The organism is Bradyrhizobium guangzhouense (genome assembly GCF_004114955.1).
Classification (GTDB): domain Bacteria; phylum Pseudomonadota; class Alphaproteobacteria; order Rhizobiales; family Xanthobacteraceae; genus Bradyrhizobium; species Bradyrhizobium guangzhouense.
Map to the genome: position 1 here is coordinate 1,881,978 of NZ_CP030053.1, position 17,941 is coordinate 1,899,918.

General features: G+C 64.9%; 14 protein-coding genes. 13 read left to right on the top strand and 1 reads right to left on the bottom strand.

Features of this window, described 5'->3' with window-relative positions:
- Nucleotides 1-60: 60 nt before the first annotated feature.
- The 12 genes from XH91_RS09105 to recN all read left to right on the top strand — a co-directional run bounded on the left by XH91_RS09105 (nt 61) and on the right by recN (nt 15,250).
- Nucleotides 61-366, top strand: coding sequence for a hypothetical protein (locus XH91_RS09105; protein ID WP_128950278.1), 306 nt, complete (start codon nt 61-63; stop codon nt 364-366).
- A gap of 254 nt (nt 367-620) precedes the next feature.
- Complete coding sequence (ftsW, locus tag XH91_RS09115; RefSeq protein ID WP_128950280.1) at nt 621-1,772, top strand: putative lipid II flippase FtsW; 1,152 nt, start codon at nt 621-623, stop codon at nt 1,770-1,772.
- 110 nt (nt 1,773-1,882) lie between these two features.
- Complete coding sequence (gene murG, locus XH91_RS09120; protein WP_128954777.1) at nt 1,883-2,983, top strand: undecaprenyldiphospho-muramoylpentapeptide beta-N-acetylglucosaminyltransferase; 1,101 nt, start codon at nt 1,883-1,885, stop codon at nt 2,981-2,983.
- A 166-nt stretch (nt 2,984-3,149) separates the two neighbouring features.
- Entirely contained in the window at nt 3,150-4,553 is a 1,404-nt protein-coding gene (gene murC, locus XH91_RS09125) for a UDP-N-acetylmuramate--L-alanine ligase (RefSeq protein ID WP_128950281.1), read from the top strand.
- Nucleotides 4,554-4,556: 3 nt separating this feature from the next.
- Nucleotides 4,557-5,477 carry a UDP-N-acetylmuramate dehydrogenase gene (gene murB, locus XH91_RS09130; protein WP_128950282.1) on the top strand — a complete coding sequence of 307 codons (921 nt, stop codon included), beginning with the start codon at nt 4,557-4,559 and terminating at the stop codon, nt 5,475-5,477.
- 65 nt (nt 5,478-5,542) lie between these two features.
- Complete coding sequence (locus XH91_RS09135; RefSeq protein ID WP_128950283.1) at nt 5,543-6,529, top strand: D-alanine--D-alanine ligase family protein; 987 nt, start codon at nt 5,543-5,545, stop codon at nt 6,527-6,529.
- A 345-nt stretch (nt 6,530-6,874) separates the two neighbouring features.
- Nucleotides 6,875-7,891, top strand: a complete 1,017-nt coding sequence (locus XH91_RS09140; RefSeq protein ID WP_128950284.1) for a cell division protein FtsQ/DivIB — start codon at nt 6,875-6,877, stop codon at nt 7,889-7,891.
- Complete coding sequence (gene ftsA / locus XH91_RS09145) at nt 7,888-9,210, top strand: cell division protein FtsA (protein WP_128950285.1); 1,323 nt, start codon at nt 7,888-7,890, stop codon at nt 9,208-9,210. The genes XH91_RS09140 and ftsA overlap by 4 nt, the downstream gene beginning before the upstream one ends.
- Nucleotides 9,211-9,297: 87 nt before the next feature.
- On the top strand, nt 9,298-11,091 hold the full coding sequence (ftsZ, locus tag XH91_RS09150; protein ID WP_128950286.1) for a cell division protein FtsZ: 1,794 nt from the start codon (nt 9,298-9,300) through the stop codon (nt 11,089-11,091).
- Between the two features lie 364 nt (nt 11,092-11,455).
- Entirely contained in the window at nt 11,456-12,418 is a 963-nt protein-coding gene (gene lpxC, locus XH91_RS09155) for a UDP-3-O-acyl-N-acetylglucosamine deacetylase (protein ID WP_128950287.1), read from the top strand.
- Between the two features lie 243 nt (nt 12,419-12,661).
- On the top strand, nt 12,662-13,552 hold the full coding sequence (locus XH91_RS09160) for an outer membrane protein assembly factor BamD (protein WP_128950288.1): 891 nt from the start codon (nt 12,662-12,664) through the stop codon (nt 13,550-13,552).
- Nucleotides 13,553-13,576: 24 nt separating this feature from the next.
- The gene (gene recN, locus XH91_RS09165) at nt 13,577-15,250 is read left to right on the top strand and encodes a DNA repair protein RecN (protein ID WP_128950289.1); all 1,674 of its coding nucleotides are present in this window, start codon (nt 13,577-13,579) and stop codon (nt 15,248-15,250) included.
- A gap of 92 nt (nt 15,251-15,342) precedes the next feature.
- On the opposite strand, the gene XH91_RS09170 is transcribed toward recN, so the two are convergent.
- Complete coding sequence (locus tag XH91_RS09170; protein ID WP_128950290.1) at nt 15,343-15,630, bottom strand: GIY-YIG nuclease family protein; 288 nt, start codon at nt 15,628-15,630, stop codon at nt 15,343-15,345.
- Nucleotides 15,631-15,750: 120 nt separating this feature from the next.
- Here XH91_RS09170 and ligA point away from each other — a divergent pair, with 120 nt between their 5' ends.
- Nucleotides 15,751-17,898 carry an NAD-dependent DNA ligase LigA gene (gene ligA / locus XH91_RS09175; RefSeq protein ID WP_164933984.1) on the top strand — a complete coding sequence of 716 codons (2,148 nt, stop codon included), beginning with the start codon at nt 15,751-15,753 and terminating at the stop codon, nt 17,896-17,898.
- Nucleotides 17,899-17,941: the final 43 nt, after the last annotated feature.

Here is a 17,941-nt window from a genome sequence, read left to right on the forward strand (position 1 = left end):
ATCGTCGCTGCTCTTGCTGTTCCAATCGGGTTCCTCGGTGTCGTCCTCATCGACAGCCTCATGCACGAATTTGGCGCCTGCCGCGTCGTTCGCCAGCGTGCATTTGCCTCCCCGAGCGGTGGTCAGTTGGTCGTCGTGGTCTGGAAGTCGTGCGGAGCAACCGACAGCACGCAGGCCAGCATCATCGCGCGCGGCCGGACATTCTCGCCCGAGACCACGCCGACCTTTGTCAGCGTGCGCGGGCATCTCGACCCTGTCGTCGTCTGGAGCAGCGAGCGGGCGGTCAGGATCGGTTTCATTCCTGAGCCGGTCCAAGTCGACAAGCGCGATCAGCGCGCGGGCGATGTCGCGATCTTCTACGAGTGAGGGCATCGGTGTCGATTGGCAATCGTCTCCACAATCTCCGCTGTCGTCGCCCGGCGTGACCGGGCGACCCAGTACGCCGCAGCCTATCGATTCAATCATTCCCGTCTCGGAGTACTGGATGCCCCGGTCGAGCCGGGCATGACAGCGTGTTTTGTGGCAGCGGGGGATCATCTCCAATCATCCGCAATTCCTTAACCTCCCGGTAACCAACCTCGGCGACCAATGGACGGACCTCTGTCCGAAAGCGGCCGCCCATGCTCTCCCGTGAAGAACGCACCCCCTTTTCCGAGTGGTGGTGGACCGTCGACAAGCCGCTGATGGGCGCGATCCTGTTGCTGATGCTCACCGGCGTCATCCTGTCGCTGGCGGCGAGCCCGTCGGTTGCGACCCGCATCGGGCTCGATCCCTTCCACTTCTTCACCCGGCACGTGATGTTCCTTGGGCCGTCCTTCATCGTGCTGCTCGGCGTGTCCTTCATGTCGCCGCGCTCTATCCGACGCTCGGCGCTGATCATCTTCACGATCAGCATCATCCTGATCGTGGTGACGCTCGCCGTCGGACCCGAGGTGAAGGGCTCGCGGCGCTGGATCACGCTGCTCGGCGTCAACATCCAGGCCTCCGAAATCGCAAAGCCGTCCTTCGTCGTCATCGCGGCCTGGCTGTTCGCGGAATCGACCAAGCGGCCGGAGATGCCGGCGACCTCGATGGCGCTGGTGTTGCTGTTGATGCTGGTCGCGCTGCTGGTGATGGAGCCGGACTTCGGCCAGACCATGCTCATCCTGATGGTGTGGGGCTCGCTGTTCTTCATCGCGGGCATGCGCATGATCTGGGTGTTTGGCCTCGCAGGCCTCGGCGCAGCCGGCCTGTTCAGCGCCTATCTGTTCGTCCCACACGTCGCAGGCCGCATCACGCGCTTCATGAACCCGGCCTCGGGAGACACCTTCCAGGTCGATACGGCGATGGAGGCCTTTTACAACGGTGGCTGGTTTGGTCTCGGACCCGGCGAGGGAATTGCAAAACGCAGCCTGCCTGATAGTCACACCGACTTCGTCTTCGCCGTTGCCGCCGAAGAGTTCGGCATCATCCTGTGCCTCGCCATGCTGGCGCTGTTCGCCTTCGTCGTGATCCGCACGCTGTCGCGCGCCTATGCCAATGAGGACATGTTCTCGCGCTTCGCGGCGTCCGGCCTTGCCATCCTGTTCGGCGTGCAGGCCGCGATCAACATGTCGGTGAACCTCCAGCTCATCCCGGCCAAGGGCATGACGCTGCCGTTCATCTCCTACGGTGGTTCCTCGATCGTGTCGCTCGCCTATGGCGTCGGCATGATGCTGGCCCTGACGCGGCTGCGCCCGCGCACCGAGGTCGAGGCCAGTGGCCGTGCCGAGGCGATGCGGAGCTACGCGTAGTTCTTCGTCATTGCGAGCGCAGCGAAGCAATCCAGACTGTCCCTGCGGAGGGATTCTGGATTGCTTCGCTGCGCTCGCAATGACGGGGGAGACACTGTAAAATGGGGATTATGGACCAATCCCCCTTGATTCTTCTCGCCGCGGGCGGCACCGGCGGCCATCTGTTTCCGGCCGAGGCGCTCGGTGTCGAGCTGATCCGGCGCGGCTTTCGCGTGCGCCTCGTCACCGACGACCGCGCGCTGCGCTATGGCGGGCTGTTCAGCAAGGACATGATCGACGTCGTCGCGAGCGAGACCGCGCGCGGCCGCAATCCGATCCAGCTCGCCTATGCCGGCCTGACGCTCGCGACCGGCACGCTCTCCGCCTACCGCCTGATCAAGCGATTGAAGCCCGCTGCCGTCGTCGGCTTCGGCGGCTATCCGACCTTGCCGCCGCTGGTCGCGGCAAAATTCGCTGGCGTGCCCGGGATCATCCACGACGCCAATGCCGTGCTCGGCCGCGCCAACCGTTTCCTGTCGGGTCGCGTCCAGGCTATCGCAACCTCGTTGCCGGGCGTGCTCGACCGCGATCCCGCGCTCGCGGGCAAGACCACGACGGTCGGGACACCGATGCGTCCCGCAGTCCTTGCCGCAGCTGCCGTGCCCTATGCCGCACCCGAAGTGAACGGACCGCTGCGCCTGCTCGTGGTCGGCGGCAGCCAGGGCGCGCGCATCATGGCCGACATCGTGCCGGGCGCGATCGAACGGCTCGAGCCTGCACTGTGGGGCCGGCTCGTGCTGACCCAGCAGGTCCGCGACGAGGACATGACCCGCGTGCGCGCGGTCTACGACAAGCTCAAGATCAAGGCGGAGCTGGCGCCGTTCTTCATCGATTTGCCGGCGCGGCTCGCCTCCAACCATTTGATCGTATCGCGTTCCGGCGCGGGCACTGTGGCCGAGCTGGCCGCGATCGGCCGGCCCTCGATCCTGGTGCCGCTGCCGGGCTCGATCGATCAGGACCAGTTCGCCAATGCGGGCGTGCTGGCCAAGGTCGACGGCGCGATCCGGATCCCGCAGACCGAGTTTACCTCCGACCGGCTCGCCTCGGAGATCTCTGCCTTTGCCGCCGAGCCGGCGCGCCTTGGTGCCATGGCGGCTGCGGCCAAAGGGGCAGGGCGACTCGACGCCGCCGAGCGGCTGGCCGATCTGGTGGTCAAAGTCGCGGGAATCTGAGCCCAAACGGACCGATTTTCGTATTTTTGCCGTCATGGCCGGGCTTGTCCCGGCCATCCACGTCTTGCATGAAGTAGATCCGGATTCGTGGATGCCCGGGACGCCTTGCGCAAGGACGCGCTTGGCGCTTATGCCCGGGCATGACGACGGAACCATAGGATAGAGCATGAGACTGCCGCGCGAGATCGGACCCATCCACTTCGTCGGGATCGGCGGGATCGGCATGAGCGGCATCGCCGAGGTGCTGGTCAATCTCGGCTATGCCGTGCAGGGCTCGGACGCCTCCGACAATTACAATCTCGACCGTCTGCGCAAGAAGGGCGCGAAGGTGTCGGTCGGCCACAAGGCCGAGAATGTCGACGGTGCCGAGGTCGTCGTCGTGTCCACCGCGATCAAGCGCGACAATCCGGAGCTGATGGCCGCGCGCGGGCGGCGCATTCCCGTGGTGCGCCGTGCCGAGATGCTGGCCGAATTGATGCGGCTGAAGAGCTGCGTCGCGATTGCCGGCACGCACGGCAAGACCACGACGACCACGATGGTCGCAACCCTGCTCGATGCCGGCGGGCTCGATCCGACCGTCATCAACGGCGGCATCATCAACGCCTACGGCTCCAACGCGCGTCTCGGCGCGGGCGACTGGATGGTGGTCGAGGCCGACGAGAGCGACGGCACGTTTCTGAAGCTGCCGACCGACGTCGCGATCGTCACCAATGTCGACCCCGAGCATCTCGACCACTTCAAGACGTTCGATGCCGTGCAGGATGCCTTCCGCCATTTCGTCGAGAACCTGCCGTTCTATGGCTTTGCCGTGATGTGCATCGATCATCCCGTGGTGCAGACCCTCGTCGGCAAGATCGAGGATCGCCGCATCATTACGTATGGCGAGAATCCGCAGGCCGATGTGCGGCTGCTCGATCTCACCCCGATGGGCGGCGGTTCGAAATTCAAGGTCGCCTTCCGTGACCGCAAGACCGGCGCAGTGCACGAGATACCCGATTTGATGTTGCCGATGCCGGGGCGCCACAATGCCTCCAACGCGACGGCGGCGATTGCAGTGGCGCGCGAGCTTGGCGTCTCGGACGATGCGATCCGCAAGGCGATCGCCGGCTTCGGCGGCGTCAAGCGCCGCTTCACCAAGACAGGCGAGTGGAACGGCGTCACGGTGATCGACGATTACGGTCATCATCCCGTCGAGATCGCAGCGGTGCTGAAGGCGGCGCGAGAATCCACCAACGGCAAGATCATCGCCGTGGTGCAGCCGCATCGCTACACCCGCCTGCAATCGCTGTTCGAGGAATTCTGCACCTGCTTCAACGATGCCGATGCGGTCGTTGTCGCCGAGGTCTATGCGGCGGGCGAGGCGCCGATCGACGGCATCGACCGCGATCATTTCGTCGCAGGTCTGCGCGCGCATGGCCACCGCGAGGTGATCCCGCTGCCGGCGGCGACGGAGCTTCCGGGCATCGTCAAGGGGCTGGCGAAGTCGGGCGATCTCGTCGTGTGCTTGGGGGCCGGCAACATCACGCAATGGGCGTATGCCTTGCCGGACCAGTTGAAGGCGCTGGGGTAGGGCATGAGCTTCCCCGACATCACCCCTTCACTCAAAGCCGCGATGCCTGAGCTGCGCGGCCGGCTGCTGGCGAACCAGTCGCTGGCCGAGCTGACCTGGTTTCGCGTCGGTGGTCCGGCGCAGGCTCTGTTCACGCCGGCGGATGAGGATGATCTTGCTTATTTCCTCGCGCATCTCGTGCGCGACATTCCGGTCTACGTCGTTGGTGTCGGCTCCAACCTGATCGTGCGCGATGGCGGCATTGCGGGTGTGGTGATCCGCCTCGCGCCGCGCGCCTTTGGCGAGGCTGCCGCGAGCGGCGATGTCGTCACCGCGGGTGCAGCCGCGCTCGACAAGCGCGTCGCGGAGGTCGCGGCTGGCGCTAATATCGGCGGGCTCGAATTCTACTTCGGCATTCCCGGCACGATCGGCGGCGCGCTGCGGATGAATGCGGGCGCCAATGGCGGCGAGACCAAGGACGTGCTGATCGAGGCGCGCGGCGTCGGGCGCGACGGCACCAAGCACATCTTCTCCAACGCCGACATGAAATTCGTCTACCGCAGCAGCGGCGTCGATCCCTCCATCATCTTCACCTCCGCGCGCTTTCGCGGCGAGATCAGGGATGCAGAGGCGATCCGGGCGCGTATGGCCGACGTGCAGAGCCACCGCGAGACCGCGCAGCCGATCCGCGAAAAGACCGGCGGATCGACCTTCAAGAATCCGCCCGGCCATTCCGCATGGAAGCTGGTGGATGCTGCCGGCTGCCGCGGTTTGCGTGTCGGCGGCGCCCAGGTCTCGGAGATGCACTGCAATTTCCTGATCAACACGGGCGATGCCACCGCGCACGACATCGAGACGCTCGGCGAGACCGTACGTGAACGGGTGAAGGCAAATTCCGGAATCGAGCTGCACTGGGAAATCAAGCGGATCGGGGTTTCCGCGTGAGCGTCATTCCGGGACTGCGCCTGACCGCGCATCCCGGAATGACAACTGGATAGGTAACGGAAAACATGCGCATCACCATCCTCTTCGGCGGCTCCAATCGCGAACGTCTGGTTTCGGTCGCCTCAGCCCAGGCGCTGCATCAGGCGTTGCCCGAGGCCGATCTCTGGTTCTGGGATATTGAGGACAAAGTGCATGTCGTGCAGTCGAAGCAACTGCTCGAACATGTCAGGCCCTTCGAGGACGAGTTCAAGCCGGGCACGCGTGGCATTGCGCTGGCGCAGGCGCTCGACCGGGCCAAGGCGGAAGATCGCGTGCTCGTGCTCAGCCTGCATGGTGGCTGCGCCGAGAACGGCGAATTGCAGGTGATGTGCGAGGCGCGCGGCGTGCCGTTCACCGGCTCCGGCTCGGCCTCCTCGCATCTCGCCTTCGACAAGATCGCGGCCAAGCGTTTTGCCGCGCTCGGCGGCGTGACGCCGCCTGCGGGCATCGCGCTCGAGGATATTGATGATGCGTTTGCCGAATATGGCCGGCTGATCGCAAAGCCGGCGCGCGATGGCTCGAGCTACGGCCTGATCTTCGTCAACGCCAAGCAGGATCTCGTCGCTGTTCGCAACGCTGCCAAGCACGAAGAGTATGTGATCGAGCCCTACATCGCGGGCATCGAGGCGACCTGCGGCGTGCTGGAGCGGTTGGATGGCTCGATCATCTCGCTGCCGCCGATCGAGATCATTCCGGGCGAGGGCAGTTTCGACTACGCCGCAAAATATCTGCTGTCGACGACCCAGGAGATCTGCCCCGGCCGCTTCACGCCCGAAATCACCGCCGCGCTCAAGACCCAGGCCATGCTGGCCCACCGCGCGATGTCCTGCACCGGCTATTCCCGCTCCGACTTCATCGTCTCGGAGAAGGGACTGGTCTATCTCGAAACCAACACGCTGCCCGGGCTGACCAAGTCCTCGCTCTACCCCAAGGCGCTGAAAGCCGAGGGCATCGCATTCGTCGACTTCCTGCGCGGCCTGATCGAGCTCGCTGAGCGGCGGGTGCGGAAATAGTTAGGATTGGTTAACGGCTGGACCGGCCAAAACGCCCGGTCTGGCGCCCAAAACCGGTAAAATGCCGGACATCGTGGCGCAACTGCCTCACTTACCTGGGCAAAAAGCATCCCGCGTTAACGAACTTTACCTTTTGTTTACCAGGACGTCCGAAGGTTAACGCTGGCGGCGCATATGGCGTTTTGGCTGCCGGCGCGTGAGCCGTTTCGGATTGTTCCCGATCGGCGAACGCTTTGAAGGGGAGCGGCTTCTTCTGCTGAAGACCATCACCCGGCCCGGCACGTCCGAGACGTCATGTTCGCCAGGACCCGCGCGTCGCGGGCAAACTGTTGACGAGCTCGTGCAATGGATGGAGCAGGAAGCCTCACCCGATCGTTTATGAGATCGCTGAGGCCCCAAGCTGACCTGAAGGCGGCCGCTATCGGAGCGGTCGTGCTTCTGCGCGAGTGGGTGCAAGATCAACGCGCCGAGAAGCGCGCCGCGTCCAACGAGAAAATCAAGGCCAAGGCCGTCGTCGAGCGCGAGCCGCCGCCGCGCCTGGTGGCGCTGGTCGAGCGCTATCTGCCGCGCCGGGTCGGGATCACGATGACCTTGCTGCTGCTGATCGGCAGCTGCGGCCTCGGCATCGTCAAGGGCGGCCATCTCCAGGATTTCATCACCGCGGTCAGCGACGCGCGCAACGCCATGGCCAATTCGGCCGGCTTCCGCATCACCTCGGTCGTGATCAACGGCCGCAAGCAGCTCAGCCAGGACGAGATCCTCGCGATCGGCGGCGTCAGCGGCCGTTCCTCGCTGCTGTTCCTCGATGCCGACGACGTCCGCGACAAGCTCAAGGCCAATCCCTGGATCGCGGACGCAACCGTGCTGAAGCTCTATCCGGGCCAGCTCATGATCGACATCACCGAGCGCAAGGCATTCGCGCTGTGGCAGGAGGCCGGCCGGCTTGCCGTCATCGCCGACGACGGCGCGCTGCTCGAACCCTATGTCTCGCGCCGCTTCCTGTCGCTGCCGCTCGTGGTCGGCAAGGGCGCAGACACCCAGGCCCGCGACTTCCTGGCACTTTTGGCACGCTATCCGCAGGTGAATTCGGTGACCAAGGCCGCGATCTATGTCGGTGAGCGGCGCTGGAACCTGAGGCTGAAGGACGGTCTCGACGTCCGCTTGCCGGAGCAGGACGTCGGCAACGCACTCGCCGCGCTTTCCAGGCTCGACAAGGACGAGCGCCTGTTCTCGAAGGACATCGTCGCGATCGACATGCGCCTGCCCGACCGTCTGGTGGTGCAGCTGTCCGATGACGCCGCCAAGGCGCGCGATGATCTCTTCAAGGACAAGAAGAAAAAGAAGGCCGGGGACGCCGCATGACCGGTCTTGATCGCACCCAGACGCCGAAGACGCGCCCGATGCCGCACAAGCGCGGCGGCCTCGTTGCCTGCCTCGACATCGGCACCAGCAAGATCGCCTGCATGATCGCGCGGCTGAAGCCGTCGGCACCGAGCGAAGCCCTGCAAGGCCGCACCCATGCGGTGGAACTGATCGGTTACAGCCAGATCCAGTCGCGCGGCATGAAGGCTGGCGCTGTGATCGATCTCGCCGAATGCGAGCAGGCGGTGCGCCAGGCGGTCGGGCTTGCCGAGAAAATGGCGAAAGTGCGTGTCGAGTCCGTGCTGCTGTCGGTCTCCGGCGGCCGGCTCTCCGGCCAGCTCGTCGAAGCTGCAGCCGATATCCGCGGCGGCGCGGTGACGCCCGCCGATGTCAGCCGCGTCACCTCCACCGGCATGCGCCACGCCACCGGCGAGGGCCGCACCGTGCTGCATGCGCTGCCGGTCGGCTACACCCTCGACGGCGTCAAGGGCATCCGCGATCCCCGCGGCATGGTCGCGCATCAGTTCGGCGTCGACATGAACGTCGTCACCTGCGACGCCACCGTGGCGCGGAATCTGATGCTGGCGGTGGAGCGCTGCCACATCAATGTCGAAGCCATGGCGGCGAGCCCCTATGTGGCCGGCCTGTCGGTGCTGACCGACGACGAGGCCGATCTCGGCGCCGCCGTGATCGAGATGGGCGCGGGCACCACCACCATCGCGGTCTATTCCGGCGGCCGCTTCGTGCACGCGGCCGGATTTGCGGTCGGCGGGCAACACATCACGATGGATCTTGCGCGCGGACTCTCGGCGACCATTGCCGATGCGGAGCGAATCAAGACGTTATACGGCACCGTCATCACCGGCGGATCGGACTCGCGTGAGCTGATGTCTGTACCGACAGCCGGTGACGACCAGGATCTGCCGCAGATCGTTTCGCGCGCCACTATCGCCAACATCGTCAAGCATCGTGCCGAGGAAGTCTTCGAAATGGTTCGGGACAAGCTGAAGGATTCGCCCTTCGCGGCAGAGCCCAAGGGCCGCGTCGTGCTTTCGGGCGGCGCCTCCCAGCTCACCGGCCTCGTCGAGCTCGGAACGCAAATTCTCGGCCGGCCCGTGCGGGTCGGACGTCCGCTCGGTTTTGGCCGGCTGCCCAACGAGGCGAAGAACGCCGCGTTCGCGGTGCCGGCCGGACTTCTCGTCTACCCGCAATATGTTCACCTCGAACATGTCGAACCGCGGCATACGCGGCAGCAGGTCAGGACAGGGACCGGCGGTTATTTCGGAAAGGTCGGACGATGGCTACGCGAGGGCTTTTGATGACCGATTTCCGCACATGTCTGATTTCACCAACTCCCGCGGCCGCAGGCCGGGGCGAACCCACGCGCGCGTGATCGAGAGGCAAACATGACCATCAGCATCAACGTTCCTGATATTCACGAGTTGAAGCCCCGCATCACCGTGTTCGGCGTCGGTGGCGCCGGTGGCAACGCCGTCAACAACATGATCACGGCGGGCCTGCAGGGCGTCGACTTCGTGGTCGCCAACACCGACGCGCAGGCGCTGACGATGTCGAAGGCGCAGCGCATCGTGCAGATGGGCACTGCGGTGACGCAAGGGCTCGGCGCGGGTTCGCAGCCGAACGTCGGCGCTGCGGCTGCCGAGGAGGTGATCGACGAGCTGCGCGACCATCTCTCGGGCGCCAACATGGTGTTCGTCACCGCCGGCATGGGCGGCGGCACCGGCACCGGCGCCGCTCCCGTCATCGCCAAGACCGCGCGCGACATGGGCATCCTCACCGTCGGCGTCGTCACCAAGCCGTTCCACTTCGAGGGCGGCCGCCGCATGCGCACCGCCGAGGCCGGCATTGCCGAGCTGCACAAGGTGGTCGACACCCTGCTGATCATCCCGAACCAGAACCTGTTCCGGGTCGCCAACGAGAAGACCACCTTTGCCGACGCCTTCGCGATGGCCGACCAGGTGCTCTACTCGGGCGTCGCCTGCATCACCGACCTGATGGTCAAGGAAGGCCTGATCAACCTCGACTTCGCCGACGTGAGGGCGGTGATGAGGGAAATGGGCAAGGCGATGATGGGCACCGGCGAAGCCTCCGGCGACAAGCGCGCGCTGACCGCCGCGGAAGCTGCGATCGCCAACCCGCTGATCGACGATTCGTCGATGAAGGGCGCCAAGGGCCTCCTGATCTCCATCACCGGCGGCAAGGACCTCACCCTGTTCGAGGTCGACGAAGCCGCGACCCGCATCCGCGAGGAAGTCGACCAGGACGCCAACATCATCGTCGGCGCGACCTTCGACGAAGCGCTCGACGGCCTGATCCGCGTCTCGGTCGTTGCCACCGGCATCGAGCAGGCCGCGATCGCCCGCAACAGCCAGGCGACCTCCGCTCCGGTCGCGAACGCCGCGCCGCAGCAGGTGCAGCAGGCTCCCGCAGCTCCGGCCGTTGCCGCCGAGAGCCGTCTCGCCGACCTCACCGCGCGCCTTCGCGCCGACAATCAGCGCATGGCCGAGCGTGCCCAGAAGTTGGAAGCGCAGATCCCGGCCGCCGCACCGGTCGCGGCCGCGCCCGCCGCGCCGCGTCCCAATGTCGAGCGTGCGGCGCTTGCCGCCATCGCGGCCGCCGTATCCGAAGTTCCGCCGGCGCCGCAGACCTATGGCGACGTCACCGTACGTCCGATCGCGCAGAAGCCCACGCTGTTTCCGGAACCCGAGCAGGCCCCGCTGGCCATCCAGGAGCCGATGACGCCGGAGACCTTCATCCCGCCGCAGGCCGAGCGTGCTCCGGCTCGCGCACCCCGGATGCCGCGCCTCGACGAGCTGCCGATGCCGGCCCAGGCCGAGCTTCGCCAGGCCCGCGGCGAGGTGGAAGAAGAGACCCCTCAGAAGACCCGGCTGTCGCTGCTCCAGCGTCTCGCCAATGTCGGCCTCGGCCGTCGCGACGAGGAGACCGAGGCCCCGATCGCCGCCCGCACCGCTGGCCCCGCCATGCCGGCGCTGCCCGAGCGCAAGCCGCAGCGGTCGGTGGCGCAGCAGATCGCTGCCAACGAGCCGGTCTCGGAGTATGCCCGCCGGCCCGCGCCGCAGGGACTCGACGCCCATGGTCGCCCGGCACCTGTTGCGCCGGCGCCACAGGGAGACGACCATCTTGATATCCCGGCCTTCCTGCGGCGGCAGGCGACCTGAGGATTGTTACAATAAGGCAGACACAGAAAGGTCCCGGCGGGAAGCTCGCCGGGGCCTTTTCTTATTCCCCGTGCACATCCGGATTGTCGGTTCAAGCAACTGATTTTAAATCATTAATTACCTGTTGGGTGTTTCAGTAAAGCTGCCGGTAACGGCCCTAAACCGAGGTGCAATTTGGTTAAGCCTTGGCGCGAATACGGCGGGTTTGGGGTAACAATCGGTAAAAAAGCGTGAGTTGGCGCTCTTTGAGGCAGTGACTATGGTTTGCCAGTGACTTGGGGATACGGAGATTCGAACGGTCGATCTCGATCGATCAGTCGGGTTGAGTATAAGTCGCAGTGGGTCGTAGTGGGGCGGGTTCCTGATGAAATTTAGCCGGCAAACAACGCTTCGTGCGCAAGCCACCGTGGCCGGCGTCGGCGTTCATTCCGGTCTTCCCGTTACCCTCACGCTTGGACCTGCACCTGTCGATGCAGGTCTTATTTTTGTCCGCACCGGCCTTGAGGGAAGTGACCGCGAGATTCAGGCGACCGCCGATCAGGTGGTGGCAACCGATTTCGCGACGGTCCTCGGTGATCGCACTGGTCCTTTGATCTCCACGGCCGAGCATGTGCTTGCCGCGCTGCGGGGTATGGGCGTCGACAACGCCATCATCGAAGTCGATGGTCCCGAAGTCCCGATCATGGACGGCAGCGCCGCAGCTTTCATCGCAGCGATTGATCAGGCCGGCATCATGACCCAGCCGGCACAGCGCCGCTTCATCCAGGTTTTGAAGCCTGTTTCGGTGCGGATGGGCGACTCCTTCGGCGAGTTCCGGCCCTACGCCAACGGCTTCCGTGCCGAGGTCGAAATCGACTTCACCAATCCCGTGATCGGCCAGCAGAGCTACGGCTTCGACGTGAGCCCCGAGCGCTTCCGCCGCGAAGTCGGCCGCGCCCGGACCTTCGGTCTGATGGGCGATGTCGCCAAGCTCTGGAGCGCGGGCTATGCGCTCGGTGCCTCCTTCGAGAATACCGTCGTGTTCGACGACGAGCGGCTGCTCAACACCGAGGGCCTGCGCTACGCCGACGAATGCGCCCGCCACAAGGTGCTGGACGTGATCGGCGATCTTGCGCTGGCCGGTCTGCCGCTGCTCGGCGCCTACCGTTCGGTGCGTGGCGGCCACAAGCTCAACCACGCCGTCCTGACTGCGTTGCTCGCCGACCGTACCGCCTGGCGGGTCGTCGAGGGTGAGGCAGCTCGCCGCACCAGCCGTCCCGTGGTCGAGGTCGGCAGCGGTATTGTTGGCGGCCGCATCGCCGCAGCTTACGGGCCGGACGTGTCCTGAAGGGCAGTTGCACCAGGCGGCCAAGCGGCGATTTCTCCGGGAAACTCCTGGTAACCATGATCGACTAGGATTGCGGCGTTTTCGCCTTAATCCGGGCGAAATGCCTGCCTATCCGATGGGTTAACAATCGTTTTCCGGTTACACCGACGTGGGCGCATGGCAGGCACCACGGACACATTTCGCGCCCATGACGGGGATCATGGGCTGGCGGCACCGCATCACAGGGCGTCAGGTCTTAAATTCATGTCGGCACAGCGTATGACGCGCGGATATCTCTTGGTTTCTCCGATCGGGACCCGTCGGTTGCTTCAGGCCGCGACCTTGTTCGCGCTCGCATTGCCGCTGGCCGGCTGCGGCACCGGCGCGCTCTGGGACAAGTTCACCCAGAAGGACGACACCTTCGTCGAGGAGCCTGCCGACAAGATCTACAATGAGGGCTTGTACCTCATGAACGAAAAGAAGGACATGAAGGCGGCGAACAAGAAGTTCGAGGAGGTCGACCGCCAGCATCCTTATTCCGACTGGGCGCGCAAATCGCTGCTGATGTCGGCCTACGCATCCTACCAGGGCGGCGACTATGACAGCTGCATCGGCGCTGCGACCCGCTACGTCACCCTGCATCCCGGCAGCCCGGACGCCGCTTACGCGCAATATCTGATCGCCGCCTCGCATTACGACCAGATCCCGGACATCAACCGCGACCAGGGCCGCACCGAGAAGGCGATCGCCTCGCTGGAAGAGGTGGTGCGCAAATATCCGAACTCCGAATATGCGACCTCCGCCAAGGCCAAGATCGAGGGCGCACGGGACCAGCTCGCGGGCAAGGAAATGGCGGTCGGCCGCTACTATATGCAGAAGCGCGACTACACGGCCGCAATCAACCGCTACAAGGCCGTCGTGACGCAGTACCAGACCACGCGCCACGTCGAGGAGGCGCTCTACCGCCTGACCGAGGCCTATATGTCGATCGGCATCGTCGGCGAGGCCCAGACGGCAGCCGCCGTGCTCGGCCACAATTTTCCTGACAGCCGCTGGTACAAGGACGCCTATAATCTTGTAAAATCCGGCGGTCTCGAGCCGAGCGAGAATCAGGGGTCCTGGATCAGCCAGACCTTCAAGAAGATAGGCCTTTAGGTCTCGGCTAGGAAATCTGGTTCCATGCTGGCGCGTCTGTCGATCCGTGACATCGTCCTGATCGAACGGCTCGATATCGAATTCGCCACCGGACTTGCGGTTTTGACCGGCGAGACCGGTGCAGGCAAATCCATCCTGCTCGATGCCTTTGCATTGGCCCTCGGCGGCCGCGGTGACGCGGGCCTCGTGCGCCATGGCGCGGAGCAGGGGCAGGTGACCGCCGTCTTCGATATCCCGAAGAATCACCCCGCAACCAAAATCCTGGCCGAGAACGGGCTCGAGGACACCGGTGAGATGATCCTGCGCCGCGTGCAGCTCGCCGATGGCCGCACCCGCGCCTTCATCAACGACCAGGCGATCAGCGTGCAGACGCTGAAGGCGGTCGGCACCGCGCTGGTCGAGATCCACGGCCAGCATGACGAGCGCGCGCTGGTCGATGCCGCCACCCACCACCTCCTGCTCGATGCCTTTGCCGGTCTCGAAAAGGACGTCGCTGGTGTCGAAACCCTCTGGGCCGCGCGCCGCAGCGCCAACACCGAACTGGAAGAGCATCGCGCCAGCATGGAGCGTGCTGCGCGCGAAGCTGATTATTTGCGCCACGCCTCGGGCGAGCTGAAGCAGCTCGCGCCCAAGGATGGTGAGGAGACCTCACTCGCCCACCGCCGCACCACCATGATGCAGGGCGAGAAGATCGCCTCCGATCTGCGCGAGGCGCAGGAGGTCGTCGGCGGCCACAACTCGCCGGTTGCGGCGCTGTCGGCCGCGGTGCGCCGGCTGGAGCGTCGCGGCGTCAATTCGCCGGCGCTGGTCGAGCCCGCGGTGAAGGCGATCGACGTCGCGATCAACGCGCTGGAGGAGGCCGACCAGCATCTTCTGGCGGCGCTCGCGGCGACGGATTTCGACCCGGCCGAGCTCGAACGCATCGAGGAGCGGTTGTTCGCTCTGCGCGCTGCCTCGCGCAAATATTCGACGCCGGTCGACGGCCTCGCGGCGCTGGCCGCCAAATATGCCGCCGACGTTGTGCTGATCGATGCCGGCGCCTCGCGCCTGAAGAAGCTGGAACAGGCCGCGATCGAGGCAGATGGCCGCTACGCGGCCGCTGCGAAAAAGCTCTCCGCCAGCAGGCAGAAATCGGCCGAGAAGCTCAACAAGGCCGTCAATGCCGAGCTGGCGCCGCTCAAGCTCGAACGTGCGAAATTCATCACCCAGGTCACATCAGACGAGGCAGCGCCGGGACCGCAAGGCTTCGATCGCGTCGAGTTCTGGGTGCAGACCAATCCGGGCACCAAGCCGGGTCCGATGATGAAGGTCGCCTCCGGCGGCGAGCTCTCGCGCTTCCTGCTGGCGCTCAAGGTGGTGCTGTCCGACCGCGGCTCGGCGCCGACCCTCGTGTTCGACGAAATCGACACCGGCGTCGGCGGTGCGGTCGCGGATGCCATCGGCGCGCGGCTGGCGCGGCTCGCCGGCAAGGTGCAGGTGATGGCCGTGACCCACGCCCCGCAGGTCGCCGCCCGCGCCGACCAGCATCTGCTCATCTCCAAGGATGCGCTGGACAAGGGCAAGCGCGTCGCCACCCGCGTCAACGCGCTCGCCGCCGACCACCGCCGCGAGGAAATCGCCCGCATGCTCGCCGGCGCCGAGATCACCGCCGAGGCGCGGGCGGCCGCGGACCGGTTGCTCAAGGCGGCGACGGCTTAGACTTCCACCGTCATTCCGGGGCGATGCGCAGCATCGAACCCGGAATCTCGAGATTCCGGGTTCGGCTCTTCGAGCCGCCCCGGAATGACGCCTCACTTGCAGATCGACTCGTAAAGATCATTCCAGTTCGGATTGTCCTTCTCGACCAGCTGGGTTTTCCAAGCCCGCTTCCACTTCTTAAGCTCCTTCTCGCGAGAGATCGCCGAGATTGGGTCATCATAAATCTCGAACCAAACCAGCCGAGTGATGTTGTATTTTGCCGTGAAGCCTGGAACGGCTTTGATTTGATGCTCATAGATGCGCCGTATGAGATCATTGGTAACGCCGACATAGATTGCTCCGTCCCGCCGGCTTGCTAGAATATAGATGTAATACGCCATGACTCCCGACCCTTTCCCAACTGTCATTCCGGGGCCCACGAAGTTCGAATCTGGAATCTCGAGGTTCCGGGTCTGGTCCTTCGGACCATCCCGGAACGACGAGGCGCAACTCTAAGTATAATGGCCAGAGCAGCAAAAACAAAAACGCTTCGTGACGTCGCCGATCTCACCAAGGCGCAAGCCAAGGTCGAGCACATGCGTCTGACGCTCGAACTCGAAGAGCATGACAGGCGCTATTATCAGGACGACGCGCCGACCGTGACCGACGCGGAGTACGATGCGCTGCGCCAGCGCCTCAACGCGATCGAGAAGCGCTTTCCGGAATTCGTCAACGCCGACTCGCCCTCCCAGAAGATCGGCGCTGCGCCATCGGGACGATTCAAGAAGGTGCGGCACTCGGTTCCGATGCTGTCACTCGACAACGCTTTCGCTGACGAGGACGTGCGCGACTTCGTCGGCCGTATCGTGCGCTTCCTCAAGCTCGACGACGACAAGATCAACTTCTCCGCCGAACCGAAGATCGACGGCCTGTCGATGTCGCTCCGCTATGAGGGTGGCGAGCTCGTCACCGCTGCGACGCGTGGCGATGGCGCAGAGGGTGAGGACGTCACCGCCAATATCCGCACGCTCGAGGATGTGCCGCAGAAGCTGAAGGGCCGCAACGTCCCTGAGATCTGCGAGGTGCGCGGCGAGGTCTACATGACCAAGAAGGCCTTCCTCGCGCTCAATGAGCGGCAGAAGGCCGCCGGCGACACCATCTTCGCCAATCCGCGCAATTCGGCTGCGGGCTCGCTGCGGCAGAAGGATCCGACCATTACCGCCTCGCGTCCGCTCGGATTCTTCGCCTATGCCTGGGGCGAGATGAGCGCGATGCCGGAAGCGACGCAGACCGGCATGATCCATTGGTTCGAGCGCTGCGGCTTCAGGACCAATCCGCTGACCAAGCTGTGTCACTCCGTCGAGGAGTTGATCGCATTCCATCAGAGCATCGAGGAGCAGCGCGCCGAGCTCGACTACGACATCGACGGCGTCGTCTACAAGGTCGATCGCATCGACTGGCAGGAACGGCTCGGCTTCGTCTCGCGCACGCCGCGCTGGGGCATTGCGCATAAATTCCCGGCGGAGCGCGCCATGACGGTGCTGCGCGACATCGAGATCCAGGTCGGCCGCACCGGCTCGTTCACGCCGGTCGGCAAGCTCGAACCAGTCGGCGTCGGCGGCGTGATCGTGCAGAACGTCACCCTGCACAACGAGGATTACATCAAGGGCATCGGCAACAAGGGCGAGGTGCTGCGCGAGGGGCGCGACATCAGGATCGGCGACACCGTCGTGATCCAGCGCGCCGGCGACGTCATCCCGCAGATCGTCGATGTCGTGCTCGACAAGCGGCCGAAGAGCGCCAGAGAATTCCACTTCCCCAAGAAGTGCCCATGCCCGTTGCACACTGATGTCGTGCGCGGGGAGACGGCGGCCGGCGAGGAGGAAGCGCGCGCGCGCTGCACCGGCGAGTTTGCCTGCCCCTATCAGAAGATCGAGCACCTCAAGTTGTTCGTGTCGCGGCGTGCCTTCGACATCGACGGTTTAGGGGAGAAGCAGCTCCAATATTTCTTCGATGAGGGATGGGTGAAGGAGCCCGCCGACATCTTCACGCTGGAAAAGCGCAACTCGAAGCTCAAGCTCGAGGAAATCGAGGGCTATGGCGCGACCTCGGTGCGCAATCTGTTCGGCGCCATCGAGAGCCGGCGCAAGATCGCGCTGGAGCGCTTTGTCTATGCGCTCGGCATGCGTCATGTCGGCGAGACCACGGCGCTGGCGCTGGCCCGTGGCTACGGGTCCTGGGATGCCTTCCACGACGCCTGCCTCAAGGTCGCCAAGGGCGACGAGGAGGCGATGGCGGAGATGGACGCGCTGGACCAGATCGGCGACACCGTGATCAAGAGCATCGCCGATTATTTCGGCGAGAGCCACAACCGCGGCATCGTCGAGCGGCTGACCAAGGAGGTCGAGATCGTCGACGCCGAGAAGCCGAAGAGCAATTCGGCGGTCGCCGGCAAGACGGTGGTGTTCACGGGCTCGCTGGAGAAGATGACGCGGGATGAGGCCAAGGCGACCGCGGAACGGCTGGGGGCGAAGGTCTCGGGCTCGGTGTCGAAGAAGACCGACCTCGTCGTCGCCGGCCCCGGCGCGGGCTCAAAGCTCGCGGACGCCAACAAGCACGGCGTCAAGGTGCTGACGGAGGATGAGTGGCTGGCGCTGATCGGGGAGTGAGGGGCCGCGCTCTTGCCATTCATTCCGCTGTCATCGCCCGGCC